13 protein-coding genes are annotated in these 12,677 nt (G+C 57.1%); 7 read left to right on the forward strand and 6 right to left on the reverse strand.

Annotation, left to right across the window (positions count from 1 at the left end; translation table 11 throughout):
* Positions 1 to 156: 156 nt before the first annotated feature.
* Entirely contained in the window at positions 157 to 2,541 is a 2,385-nt protein-coding gene (locus J5Y06_RS22400) for a phosphoketolase family protein (RefSeq protein WP_209337436.1), read from the reverse strand.
* 204 nt (positions 2,542 to 2,745) lie between these two features.
* On the reverse strand, positions 2,746 to 3,243 hold the full coding sequence (gene lspA, locus J5Y06_RS22405; RefSeq protein ID WP_209337437.1) for a signal peptidase II: 498 nt from the start codon (positions 3,241 to 3,243) through the stop codon (positions 2,746 to 2,748).
* Between the two features lie 202 nt (positions 3,244 to 3,445).
* On the opposite strand from lspA, the gene J5Y06_RS22410 reads away from it, so the two are divergent.
* Entirely contained in the window at positions 3,446 to 4,048 is a 603-nt protein-coding gene (locus J5Y06_RS22410) for a transglutaminase-like cysteine peptidase (protein WP_385932636.1), read from the forward strand.
* Here the strand turns inward: J5Y06_RS22410 and lnt are convergent.
* Together lnt and J5Y06_RS22420 are read right to left on the reverse strand one after the other, a co-directional pair.
* Positions 4,037 to 5,638 (reverse strand): apolipoprotein N-acyltransferase, encoded by a 1,602-nt coding sequence (gene lnt, locus J5Y06_RS22415; protein WP_342453481.1) that lies wholly within the window; start codon positions 5,636 to 5,638, stop codon positions 4,037 to 4,039. The genes J5Y06_RS22410 and lnt overlap by 12 nt on opposite strands.
* A gap of 5 nt (positions 5,639 to 5,643) precedes the next feature.
* On the reverse strand, positions 5,644 to 6,372 hold the full coding sequence (locus J5Y06_RS22420; protein ID WP_209337450.1) for a cytochrome c biogenesis CcdA family protein: 729 nt from the start codon (positions 6,370 to 6,372) through the stop codon (positions 5,644 to 5,646).
* Positions 6,373 to 6,569: 197 nt separating this feature from the next.
* On the opposite strand from J5Y06_RS22420, the gene J5Y06_RS22425 reads away from it, so the two are divergent.
* Both J5Y06_RS22425 and J5Y06_RS22430 read left to right on the forward strand, forming a co-directional pair.
* Complete coding sequence (locus tag J5Y06_RS22425) at positions 6,570 to 7,721, forward strand: cell wall hydrolase (RefSeq protein ID WP_209337438.1); 1,152 nt, start codon at positions 6,570 to 6,572, stop codon at positions 7,719 to 7,721.
* A gap of 3 nt (positions 7,722 to 7,724) precedes the next feature.
* Complete coding sequence (locus tag J5Y06_RS22430) at positions 7,725 to 8,345, forward strand: methyltransferase family protein (RefSeq protein WP_209337439.1); 621 nt, start codon at positions 7,725 to 7,727, stop codon at positions 8,343 to 8,345.
* A 429-nt stretch (positions 8,346 to 8,774) separates the two neighbouring features.
* Here J5Y06_RS22430 and J5Y06_RS22435 read toward each other — a convergent pair whose 3' ends face one another.
* Positions 8,775 to 9,029 carry a DUF2171 domain-containing protein gene (locus tag J5Y06_RS22435; RefSeq protein ID WP_136542918.1) on the reverse strand — a complete coding sequence of 85 codons (255 nt, stop codon included), beginning with the start codon at positions 9,027 to 9,029 and terminating at the stop codon, positions 8,775 to 8,777.
* A gap of 312 nt (positions 9,030 to 9,341) precedes the next feature.
* Between J5Y06_RS22435 and J5Y06_RS22440 the strand changes: the two genes are divergently transcribed.
* The 4 genes from J5Y06_RS22440 (at position 9,342) to J5Y06_RS22455 (ending at position 11,752) form a co-directional block, all read left to right on the forward strand.
* The gene (locus J5Y06_RS22440; RefSeq protein ID WP_209337440.1) at positions 9,342 to 9,692 is read left to right on the forward strand and encodes a TFIIB-type zinc ribbon-containing protein; all 351 of its coding nucleotides are present in this window, start codon (positions 9,342 to 9,344) and stop codon (positions 9,690 to 9,692) included.
* A 17-nt stretch (positions 9,693 to 9,709) separates the two neighbouring features.
* Positions 9,710 to 10,453: a DsbA family protein gene (locus tag J5Y06_RS22445; protein ID WP_209337441.1), complete on the forward strand. Its 744-nt coding sequence runs from the start codon at positions 9,710 to 9,712 to the stop codon at positions 10,451 to 10,453.
* A 164-nt stretch (positions 10,454 to 10,617) separates the two neighbouring features.
* On the forward strand, positions 10,618 to 11,226 hold the full coding sequence (locus J5Y06_RS22450; RefSeq protein ID WP_209337442.1) for a class I SAM-dependent methyltransferase: 609 nt from the start codon (positions 10,618 to 10,620) through the stop codon (positions 11,224 to 11,226).
* 70 nt (positions 11,227 to 11,296) lie between these two features.
* Positions 11,297 to 11,752, forward strand: a complete 456-nt coding sequence (locus J5Y06_RS22455; RefSeq protein ID WP_209337443.1) for a pseudoazurin — start codon at positions 11,297 to 11,299, stop codon at positions 11,750 to 11,752.
* A gap of 134 nt (positions 11,753 to 11,886) precedes the next feature.
* Here the strand turns inward: J5Y06_RS22455 and J5Y06_RS22460 are convergent, their stop codons facing one another.
* On the reverse strand, positions 11,887 to 12,537 hold the full coding sequence (locus J5Y06_RS22460; protein WP_245248315.1) for an NAD(P)/FAD-dependent oxidoreductase: 651 nt from the start codon (positions 12,535 to 12,537) through the stop codon (positions 11,887 to 11,889).
* Positions 12,538 to 12,677 lie beyond the last annotated feature (140 nt).

The raw sequence follows: 12,677 nt of genomic DNA on the forward strand, positions 1-12,677 counted from the left end.
GTGCAATCTTCAAATTGATATCGCATCTTGGCGGTGATGCTCCCATTTCGAGCATTCCACGCGCCGCCACCACAGGCCTATTCGCTTTACCGACGTCGTAGACACCAAACTTGATGCTGGAAAAACCGGCATTCAGCGCCAGGATCGCGTCGCACATCAGTCGCCTGCGTCGGTTGCTGTGCCGTAAGGCCACGACCAATTGCGAATTTCTGGCATGTCCTCACCATGTTCGCGGACGAAAGCCTTGTGCTCTTCAAGCCTTCTCTCGAGGGTCGCGGCAAATTGCGCGGAGCGTTCGGCAAGCCGGGGCAGGCGCCTCAACGTGGCCAGCGCCAGGTGAAAGCGGTCGAGCTGATTCATCACCGCCATGTCGAATGGCGTAGTAGTAGTTCCTTCCTCGCGGAAGCCGTGAACGTGCAGGTTGTCGTGGTTGGTGCGCCGATAGGTCAGCCGGTGGATGAGATAAGGGTAGCCGTGATAGGCAAAGATCACCGGCTTGTCCTTGGTGAACAGCCGGTCGAAGATCTCGTCGGTGAAGCCGTGCGGATGTTCGCTGTTCGACTGCAGCGTCATCAGGTCAACGACGTTGACGACCCGTATCCTGAGGTCCGGCAGGGCTGTTTTCAGGAGATCGACGGCGGCCAGCGCCTCCATTGTTGGGACGTCGCCCGCGCAGGCCATGACGATGTCCGGCTCCTCGTCAGCCGGGCAGGTCGACGCCCACTCCCAGATGCCTGCGCCGGCCCTGCAGTGAGCCTCGGCAGCTTCAGCCGTCAGCCATTGCGGCGCGGGCTGCTTGCCGGCGGTGATGACATTGATGCGGTTCCAGGTTCGTAGACAATGGTCGGTCACCCAGAGAAGCGTGTTGGCATCCGGCGGAAAATAGAGCCGCACCGTGTCGGCCTTCTTGTTGGCGACGAAATCGGCGAAACCGGGGTCCTGATGGCTGAAGCCGTTATGGTCCTGCCGCCAGACATGCGACGTCAGCAAATAGTTCAGTGAGGCGATTGGCCTGCGCCATGGCAACTCCGCCGAGGTCTTTAGCCATTTGGCGTGCTGGTTCACCATGGAGTCGACGATGTGAATGAAGGCTTCGTAGCAGGAGAACAGACCGTGCCGGCCGGTCAGCAGGTAGCCTTCCAGCCATCCCTGGCAAAGATGTTCCGACAGCACTTCCATGACGCGGCCCTCGCGTGCGAGGTGCATGTCGTAGGGCTCGATCCCCTCCATCCAGACCCGGTCCGTGACCTCGAAGACGGCGTCCAACCGGTTCGACGCGGTCTCGTCCGGCCCCATCAGTCGGAAGTTCCGGGCGTCGGCGTTCAGGCTGATGACGTCGCGCAGGTAGACGCCCATGAGGCGAGTCGCCTCGGCGGTCTTGCCGCCGGGGTGCGGCAGGTCGAGCGCGAAGGTTTTCCAGTCCGGCAGGACGAGATCCTTCCTCAGCACCCCGCCATTGGCATGCGGCAGCGCGCCCATGCGCTTCTCGCCTTCGGGCGCAAGGGCCGCGATCTCGGGCAGAAGGCCGCCCTTCGAATCGAATAGCTCTTCCGGCCGGTAGCTGCGCAGCCAGTCTTCCAGGATCTTGCGGTGCGCGGCGTCGCCGCGCGCGTTGGACACCGGCACCTGGTGCGAGCGCCAGAAATCCTCCACTTTTTTACCGTCGACCTCCTTGGGTCCGGTCCAGCCCTTTGGGCTTCGCAGGACAACCATCGGCCAGCGCGGCCGCGCAACGATGCTTCCGTCGGAGCGAGCATCCGCCTGGATGTCTCGAATACGATCCATCACCTCGTCCAGCGTGGCCGCCATCAGGCCGTGCATGGAAATCGGATCGCTGCCTTCTACGAAGAACGGATCGTAGCCGTAGCCCCTGAAGAGGTGCTCGAGTTCCTTGTCGTCCATTCGCGCCAGCAGCGTTGGGTTGGCAATCTTGTAGCCGTTGAGATGGAGGATCGGCAGCACCGCGCCGTCGACCCGCGGGTTCAGGAACTTGTTCGAGTGCCAGGCGGCGGCCAGTGGGCCTGTCTCGGCCTCGCCGTCGCCGACGACGCAGGCAACGACGAGACCCGGATTGTCGAAAGCTGCGCCGAAGGCATGCACCAGCGCATATCCCAGCTCTCCGCCCTCATGGATCGAACCCGGGGTTTCCGGCGCGACGTGGCTCGGCACGCCGCCAGGAAAGGAGAACTGCTTGAACAGCTTTTTCATTCCGTCGGCGTCGCGGCCGATTTCGGGGTAGATTTCGCTGTAGCTCCCCTCAAGCCAGGTGTTTGCGACCATTGCGGGTCCGCCATGTCCCGGCCCGCAGACGTAGAGCACATCCAGATCGCGATCCCTGATCAGCCTGTTTAAGTGGACGTAAATGAAATTAAGACCCGGCGTGGTGCCCCAGTGCCCGAGCAGCCGGGGCTTCACATGCTCGGCGCGCAGCGGCTCGCGCAGCAGCGGATTGTCCATCAGATAGATCTGACCCACCGACAGGTAGTTTGCCGCTCGCCAATAACGGTCCATCATTTCGATCGACGCAGACCTGTCATTCATAAGCTCAGTCCTTTCCAAACAACTCCACACTGCGATATCATCGAAACACATGGCGTATGCGAAACCGCGTATCGGACAGCCACCAAAAAACAATGGCAATGTCCTTTGCGACTGCAGTTCTGAATCGACAGGGTCGCCTGTGTCTCATGCAAACTCAAAGCCCAACCAGTACCCATGCAACCCTCCGTCGCGACGCGCACGATTCTATCGAGCAGAATCGTCTGGAGGGGATCGCGGCGAAGTGAAAGCGAGCCAAGCGGCGCCGACTACGATCGCAATATCAGCGCCATTGAACGTCGGCCAATGCCAGCTACCCAAATGAAGATCGATGAAATCAGTAACTGCGCCTTGCCGCATCCGATCGAAGATGTTTCCGACCGCGCCCCCCACGATCAGGCCGATCGCCATCGTCTGAACATGGGCTTTTGCGTAGAGCATCCACACAAAAAGAAATCCAACGACTAGCGACGTAGCGAAGGACAATATGGTCGAAGAGTTTTCAAAATAGTTGGAAAATATCCCGAAGCTTATTCCTTTATTATACGACAGGACGATATTAAAAAAGCTTGTAATATAGATGTTTCTAGGCGGCTGCATGACGAGCTCGACGATCGCGAATTTCGACAGTTGATCGATCGAGAACGCCAAAACTGCGCATGCGAGACCGAGGAGAACTCGAGAGACATTTCCTGTTCGCTTCACCACAATCCTCCGTCACATGGAGGATGAGAGCTTCGCTGCTCTAGCTGCTTGAGGTTCAATCGCTAACCTGCAGCTTCCTGTGGAAACTTGGCACCCGTGCGCCTCCTCCTCACAAAGTCGTGGCCTAACGGCGATGGACGCGAGCCGCGGGAGCCATTAAGAGTTTGGTAATATCGATTAAGATCGGACGAGGGGTTGGGTAGTGACCTTGCGGGAGTCGATCGCCGCTGTGTACATTGCGTCTGTATGGGCGCTTGGAAGCAGCAGCACCTTGGCCCATCCGTCGGCCATGGTGACCGGAGGGCTGACTTCGCAACCGATCGGCCATTACGAGTTTTGCAAGCGCAACGCTTCGGAATGCGCGATACGATCCCGTGACATGACGCCGTTGACAATGTCGGCCGAGCTTCTTGCGCGGCTGGAAGAGCTCACGATCTCCGTAAATCAAGCCGTCAACCCGAAAAGCGATCTCGAACTTTACGGGAAGGAAGAGTTCTGGACCTATCCAGTTGATGCCGGCGACTGTGAAGACTACGCATTGGCAAAACGACGCGTCTTGATGAACGATGGCATTCCGGCTTCGAATCTCCTGATGACAGTGTTGCGGCGACCAAACGGCGACGGACATGCTGTCCTCACCGTTCGAACCGACGTTGGAGATGTCGTTCTCGACAATCTCACGGATGCGGTCCTGAACTGGGATGAAACCGGCTACACCTACCTGAAGCGACAAGCGACCAATCACACCGGGCGATGGGTTTCGATACGAGAAGGAGACGCCCCGCTGGTCGGCTCAGTCCACTGAAACCCGAGCAGTCCATCCGTTTCGTCCTGATCCTCGCTGCGTGATGGCACCGGCCGCGACAAGAAGCGCCATTATCGCCACGAGCGGCTTGTTTCCAAGCCTGACAAACACGATCTCAGATTTCACGGGCGCGGGCAGTGCGCCATCAATCACCCCGCTAACGTTTAGCGGAAGCAAGTCCTTCACCCGGCCATAGCCATCGACGATCGCGCTGATACCACTGTTGGCGGCGCGGATGAGCGGCAGACCCGCCTCGATCGCCCTGACGCGTGCGGCGAGAAAGTGCTGGTAGGGACCGGCAGACAGGCCGAACCATGCGTCATTTGTGATGTTCAAAATCCATCGTGCATTGTCATTCCCAACACGTGGGAATATCGCCTCATAGCAAATCAAAATCCTGGCAGCCGGCAAACCGGCCAACTGGATGGGCAGATCGCTCCTTCCGGGACTGTAGTCGATATCGCCGATTGTCATCTTCATGGCACCAAGGACACTTTTGAAAGGGGTGAACTCCCCAAACGGCACCAGTCGAACCTTGTCATAGTCCGCGATGACCCCTCCTTTGTCATCAAGCGCGAGGAGGCTGTTCAACAGGGCAGGGTCCTCAGGGCTGCGTCCAGCGACTTCCCTCACGACTCCGGTGATAAGCAGGCCCCCTGATGGTATGGCAGCTAGAAGTATTGGGGGTATTTCGCGATCCGTTTCAAACAAAAACGGATACGCCGTCTCAGGCCAGATCACATAGAGCGGTCGAGACCCATCACCGGACGTGCCAAGTGCGTGAAGCTTCTCGAGAATTCCTCTTGCTTCGCTCGGCTCCCATTTCTGGGTCTGAGGAATGTTCGGTTGGACGATCCGCACCCGTTCGCCATTCTCGGCGATGTCGGCAGCGTCTAAACGCCATTTCCCCGCGGGCCACAGAACGGCGAAAACGACCAGAGGCGTCAGGATGAGAACAAGCGCGGTGCGCAAGCCGCCCAGCCGGAATTTCTCAATGATCAGGATCGGCATCGCCGCCGCGAAAATGGTGATCAGCCCGAGGCCATAAATCCCCACGACGGAGACGGTTTGAAGGACTTCATCGCTGAAACCCCAGATATATCCAATAAGGTTCCACGGAAATCCCGTCAGTATCGCACCGCGGGCCATCTCCGCCATGGCCCAGGTGGCCGGAAGGACGATAAGTGCTCCTGAGCTTCTTCCGCCAAGGCATCGAGCCGCCATCGCGGCGATTGCGGGGAACACTGCCAAGAATGCGGAAAGTATTATCACGGCGGGCCATGCCAGCACGCCGAATCTTTCTGCCTCGACGGCGAAGCTCTCGGTGATCCAGTTTAACCCAACGATGAATTGACCCAGGCCGAAGGCCCATCCGACCAAAAAGGCTGCAAAGACACTACGACTCTGCCGTATCATCAAGGCCAATGCGCAGAGCCCGAAAAATGCGAGCGGCAACATGAAATAGGGTGCGAACCCGAAACCACTCAGTCCGCCTACCAGGATGGCAACGAGGAACCGATGACGCGAGTGTTCAAGCCACCTTCCGCTCGAAATCGAGCCGATCCGGTTCGAATTCAGGCGGCTTTGCACCAGCCCTAGCCGATGTAGCCGAGACCAGGAAAGCGCTCGAGCAGCCAGAAGGCGATCAAGGTGAGACGTCCGGTCATCATCAGCAGGCCCATGGCGACCATGATGCCGCCGGCGAAAATGTTGAGGATATGACCGGCATAGCGAATGCGCTTGAAGCCGGCAGCGAGGCTGCTGAAAGCGACAGCCACAATCAGGAACGGAATTCCAAGTCCCAAACTATAGGCTGCCAGCAGGATAGCGCCGCTCCCTGCCGATACCGCCGTCAACGTAAGAATGGAACCGAGAACCGGACCGATACAGGGTGTCCAACCGAAAGCAAAGGTAAGGCCAAGCGTGTAGGCGCCCGCCGGCCCCGATACGGTCTTTGGACCTGGCAGCCTGAAATCTCTGAGGAGCACAGGTACTTTGATCAGACCCGTCATGACGAGACCGAAGCAGACAAGTAAGCCTCCTCCGAGGATATTTGCCTCGACGCTGTAACGCAGGAGGATGCCGCCGAACGCCTGCGCGCCGAGGCCGAGAATCACAAAGACAGTGGAGAACCCGGCTATAAAAAAGAGCGCTGACCAGACAATCCTGATCCGATCCGCAAGGCGTTTGGATGCAGGGTCGACACCACTTGAAACGAACGAAAGATAGCCCGGCACAAGCGGCAGGACACATGGGGAAATGAACGATATGGCGCCGGCCACAATCGCGGTGAGAAGTCCGACCGCTGACACGTCGATCGCCACGCCTGTCGACCTCCTTTTGTTGACTACAATCCCAGACGGCTTTTGGTGACCGTTTAAATGCTCAAGCCACATGAGGTTCAATGGAAGCTTGACCAAGCCCACCGTGACATTGCGACGCGCAGTCGCAGTAGTGTTAACCTTCCATCAAGGTTAACACTCGGTTCTCTTTCTGCGTGGGGCATCCGGAGAATGAGATATTGCGGTCCAAACCGAAAGTCGTTTTCGAGCGACGATCCTCGAACGGTCACCGGCGCGTGCTCGCAATCCTCGGCGCAAGCTGGTTCGTGTTTGGCTTTGCATCACCCACAGGAATCCAGGGTACCAGATCCGAACTAGGCATCAGCCCCGACCCAAGTCGCTGGGCGGCGTATGTTGAGCGAGCCGACGAGTGCTCTCATTTGCAGGAACTCCGACTGCACAACGTCGCGATTCCAGCCCAATACGGAAACTTGGACCTCGTTCTCGGAGGCAAACGCCTCAATTTGCATGACGGCCAAGGGCGCTCCTTGTCGTCTCAGAGAGTGGTTGAAGAGGCAAAGAAGCCGCGTCTTGTCAGTGTCGCACTACAGACTGGATCGGATTCGTCCCGTGGCCAGCAAGAACTGGCCTCATGGATATTCTCCTCAGGGACGGACACCTCATATCTTCTACGGGGCTTTTCAACTCAATCTGATCCCGAAATGCTCGCGGGCCAATCGACTTTTCACAGCCCTGCGGACGACCGTCTTGTCGGAGTGCCGACGGCGCTCGCCGAGCTGGTCACCAACGATGGGGCAGATATCCTCGCCACAGCCTATGCTCCAAAGGATGATTTCCACACGCCTGCAAATCCCTTCGCTGCATTGCTCGGTTCTGATGAGACAGCGGGTCGTTTCGTTCCGCCCACCGCCGAAGGCGATCACGATTGGATGAAGCAGCCCCTGCCTGGGACCGTGTTTTCTGCTGCCGAGCAAAAGTGCCTTGCAACCGCGATTTATTTCGAGGCGAGGGGAGAGGAGGTCCGGGGTCAGGCTGCTGTCGCGCAAGTCATTCTCAATCGGGTTCGAAACCCTGCTTATCCAGCAACCGTCTGCGACGTCGTCTACCAAAATGACGACTGGATCAACAGATGCCAGTTTTCCTTCGCGTGCGATGGAATTCCCGATGTCATCGCTGACAGAGGTGCTTACCGCCTTGCAAAAGACGTCGCGATGGCCGTTACTGGAGGAAAGGTCTTCTTGCCCGAAGTCGCATCATCGACACATTACAACGCGACGTATGTCAGCCCACGCTGGGCGCGCTCGATGGAGCGCATGACCCAAATCGGCTCGCATATTTTTTACCGCACATTTGGCGGTGGGTGGAGTTAGACGTTGTTGAAGTCCGTGCATGGAAAAACGCCGATTGAGCGTAAAAGAACCCTCGTAACCTGGTTGTTGGCTCCGGCATGGCTAACGATTCTTATCGCAACCCAGCCTAAGGGTTTTGAAACGCTAGGTTACAGTCTGGTCGAGTTTACCGGGTTCTTTCTGGTGTTCGGTGCGGTTCTTGGAAGACTGTGGTGCACGCTATATATTGGTGGACGAAAAGATCAGAGTTTGTGCCAAAGTGGACCATATTCCCTTACTCGGAATCCGCTTTACTTTTTCTCCTTCCTAGGACTAATCGGCGTGTGTCTTGCGGCACAGAATATTGCTCTGATGGCGATAAGCGCGATCCTTTTTCTTGCCTACTATAGGTCTGTGATCCTAAATGAAGAGAGGAGACTCCTTAATCTCTTTGGATCCGACTACATACTATACATGGCTCGCGTACCGCGCTTCTTTCCTCGCTTCAACTTTCCCGAAAGCGAAGACACTCTCCTTGTTCAGTCGCAGGCATTCGTTCGGTCGCTAAGGGATGTCAGCTGGTTTCTCGCCGCGATCGTTGGCATTGAAGTAATTGAAGAGCTACGTCAGGCAGCGGTGATCTCCGGCTGGCAATTGCCTGTTTAGGCCAAGCATCTACAACAGCGTATGCCTATCAGGCCAAATCGAACTCAACGGCCGCCAAACGTTCGTCAAACTAAGAAACGAAGTCTTTCCAGACGTTCGTTCATTCCCGGCGAAAGGACGATAAATAGTCACTATGCTCGTGTGTTATCCTCACGGCAAGGTTGTCTTTTGGCAGTGGCATACTGAGCGATTTCAGTATTGCGATAATCCTGACGTCCAACCTTCGATACTGCATCAAAGTCGCACACAGAGCTAATATACGGATTGCATCACCATTGCACCCTTTCCGGAGGGCTTACCGAGCAGCACCCTACATCGAAATGGCTTCGTGCGGATATCCGGCAAAGGGAGGGCTTGGGTGCTGGCGTGGCTGCATCATAGCGGGGAGGCTAGGGGGGCAGCACCGCCGGTCTCTAGGCATTTGTGATGCTAGTCCGCTGACGAGCCGTCGCTCTCTTCATCGAGAAGCACAGCGTTGGCGCCCGTCGCAGACAGACGGACGACGTTGTTTTCCACCAAGGCCACGAGGCCACCCGGAACATAGTGTTTGTGCTTTGCATGGTGTCCAGAGCCTGCGGGTTCCAGCGCGATACGGCCTCCTGTCACCGCTGCAACCTTACCGACAGGAGCGCCATCCGCTCCAAGGACCGTCATTCCGCGTTTGACATCTGCTAGATTCGACATGGCTCGCTCCTATCATTAAACACATCAATAATACCCGGTTTTTGCGGAAACAATCGAGCGGGTGACTGCCAATTCAGCAAAAGACACCTCGCTTGAGATTCAGCGGCACCCGCCTGGGACCGCTGCCGCTAGTCCATCGTGAGCTGCACATGATTGCGAACCGTGGTCGCTCTACCTCGCGGCTTGCCGATACATCCCGACCACCAGTAGCTGTTCCATTGCGACATTTATACACTTGAACCTCAACCTACTCGAGGTCCTACCTTGGCGACAGCGAGGCTAGAAAACGCGCTTACATGCCAGGAGATCGAGATGCTGCTAGATTCGCAGAGACCAAACAGCCAAGCCGCAAGTGCTCTTTGTCCACACTGTAGGGTCGATCTCGTTATGAGCGAGCGACAGGGCATTGAGATCGACTATTGCCCGAAGTGCAGAGGGGTCTGGCTCGATCGAGGAGAGCTCGACAAGATAATCGAACGGAGCGCTGCTGAAGATACACGATACGGGCAGGTTCAGGCTGGCCGCGGACGCTCACAAGCATCCCCTCGCGATGCCCAAAATGACTGCCGTGAAGACCATCGCCGCGACTATAGCGACCACGATAGGCATGGCGGACACCATGGTCGGAGGCACGGTTCATTTCTAGGCCGATTGTTCGACTAACGTTACGGAGCGGGACAATGAAGAGTGCGCGGTTAGGCCAGCTTGGATGTTATGCCATCGTTCTGTTGACAACGCTCGCACCAGCATCCGCGCAATCCGTTGACCGTGCGGAGATCGAAAAGATCGTCCGCGAATACCTCGTTCAAAATCCAGAAGTCATAGAGGACGCACTAACTGAACTTGAAAAGCGGAGGCAAGCGGCTGAGGCGCAGGCCAGGTCACAAGCGATATTGGCTGAGAGCGATTCACTGTACCTGACGAAGGACGATGTGGTCCTCGGAAACCCGGACGGGGATGCTGCTCTCGTCGAGTTTTTCGATTTCAACTGCGGCTATTGCAAGCGGGCGGCACCTGATGTTGAGGCACTTGTCACCGAGGATCCCAAGCTGCGGATAGTTTTGAAGGACTTTCCCATTCTTGGGCCGGGTTCCGTTGAGGCCGCAAAGGTAGCTCTGTCCGTCAAGCGCATCGCAGGCGCCGCCGCCGCTCGAGATTTCCATGTGCGATTGATGGAAATGCAAGGACAAATAAACGCCAATCGAGCCTTGGAACTCGCCGAAGAGCTGGGACTCGACCGAGTGAAGCTTTCGGACGAAATGGCCACACCGGCAGTCGAGGCAATCATCGCTTCAAACCTGGCGCTAGCACAACGTCTCGGACTGACAGGCACGCCCTCTTTCGTTGTGGGAGATCAGATTATTCAGGGAGCAGTCGGAAAAGAGCCGCTCGCCGATGCTATCAAAGCGGTTCGCCAGAAATGAGTGTTTCGATCATCATATCTCGGCCTCTCGGGCCGTCAGTCTTTGGCGCGACTTCGACCCAACAGCACAATGCATCTCACAGCGGCCGTACGACTGTGGCAGACGTCGACACTCCGCAACCTGCACAATTTCTGGTGCCACTTGGCGAGAGAGCGTGTCGGTAGATGTCTTCTGCACAGCAGCACTTCATGTTCCTGCGCCAGTGGGTCTCCAACCCCAGGATGGTCGGAGCCGTCCTTCCTTCAGGAATGTCGCTAGCTCGGTTGATGACCAAGGCAGTCGACCAAACCACAGGCTCCGTTCTCGAACTTGGACCCGGGACCGGTGTCTTCACCGAAGCCCTCCTGAGACGCGGTCTTGCCGAAGAGCAACTGACCCTTGTCGAGCTGGATGAGAGATTTGCCGATCTGCTCTCGGCCCGCTTCCCGAGCATTCGAATAGTCCAAGGCAGCGCCGCCCGGTTGTCTGCAGCGGGCGTCACCAAAGATATCAGGTATGACGCAGTCATCAGCGGGTTGCCTCTTCTCTCGATGCCTGCGCGCACGGTATTCAGGATTGTCAAGAATATTGCGCACAGGCTCGCTCCCAGCGGAAATATCTACCAGTTTACCTATGGGGCGCGATGCCCTGTTGCCCGCGTGATGCTTATGAAGCTTGGCCTGGAATCGCATTTGCTTGGCACTGTTGTTTGGAATTTTCCTCCAGCCTCAGTCTACCGCATTTCACATGCACGGGCGGGAGAGGAAAGGCATCCGAACACCTCCCATCCGTAAGCAATACCTGGCCGCAAGAAGCCGGGAAGGGGAGCGCGTTTCCCAAAATACCAACATCAAGGAGTTCAATATGTTTACTAGACGCGAGATGCTGGCCGGAGCAGCTGCCATTGCAGCTTTGTCAACATTGCCGGCACGAGCGCAGACCGGTGTCAATCATGAGGTCCAGATGCTGAACAAGGGCACGAAGGGTGCCATGGTCTACCAGCCGGATTTCGTGACAGCGTCGCCCGGCGATACCATCACGTTCATTCCCACTGACAAGTCACATAATGCCGAAAGCATAAAGGGGATGCTGCCCGAAGGCGCAATCCCCTTCAAAGGTAAGTTGAATGAGCAGATTACCATTACTATCGAGAAAGAAGGCGTCTACGGCGTGAAGTGTACGCCGCACTATGGCATGGGCATGGTGATGCTTATTGCCGTCGGCACGCCCGGCAATGTGGAAGAAGCCAAATCGGTCAAACATCCACCTAAAGCGAGGAAACTGTTCGATGAACTCCTTGCCGCCGTTCCCGCAGCTTGATCTCTTCCGACTTACATAGTCGGCTCCGGATGGCAGCACGCGGTCCATTTCCCCGGGATCGTCTGCTGCCATCTTTTGCGAAGGCCCGGAAGATTGCGCGAGAGGCATCACAGGATGGAGGCTGTGAAAACCATCTATTCGCTATCAGACAGCAATCGCTGGACTATTAGCTCGGCATCCGAACCCGCTCCCATGATCAGCGCCGATGCCCGGTTGCGCTGCCAAGGCCGACCGACAAAGTAGATGCCTTTCACCGGCGAGATGCCGGCGTCATGCAGGAACGCTCCATCAGGCCCCTTTGCTTCTGCGATATCGAGCCAGGACGTATCGTCCCGATAGCCGACGGCCCATATCACCGTGCGGATATCCGCCGAAGTGGCATCGGCAAACCGCACCACTCGACCGCTTGCCTCGGTAACACGTGGCAGAATTCTTATGCCTCTTCTCTCCAGACTATCAGTGCTCCTGTCACGGTTGGGAAACGCGTCGGTTCGTTTCAGCTTGCTGCCGATCCGCGACTCCGGAGGTGCGCTCAGAACGCCAAGCAGGTTGAGCCACCACCAGATGGATTTTCCCAAGACACGTTCGGGAAATAGCTTGCGTGGCCTCCCCGCGGCCAGCAAAACGGGTTGGAACGTGCGCACTTCCGTCGCAATATCTCGCCCACTTGCCCCATCGCCAACGACCAGGACCGGGCCATCGGGCAATTGGTTCGGATTGCGATAGGTTTCGGTCGTAAGCTGGAGTACGACATCGCTAAATCGTTGCGCGAGTTCAGGAACCACCGCCCGCTGGAATGCGCCTGACGTTGCCCCCGTGGATGCCTTCGGTTTGAACTGGACTCCGTCGACAGGAGACGGAGATGAAGAGAAGCCGGTTCACGGAAGACCAGATCATCGGTGTGCTGAAGGAGCACCAGGCGGGA

The sequence above is a fragment of the Tianweitania sediminis genome (assembly GCF_017813335.1).
GTDB classification, from domain to species: domain Bacteria; phylum Pseudomonadota; class Alphaproteobacteria; order Rhizobiales; family Rhizobiaceae; genus Tianweitania; species Tianweitania sediminis.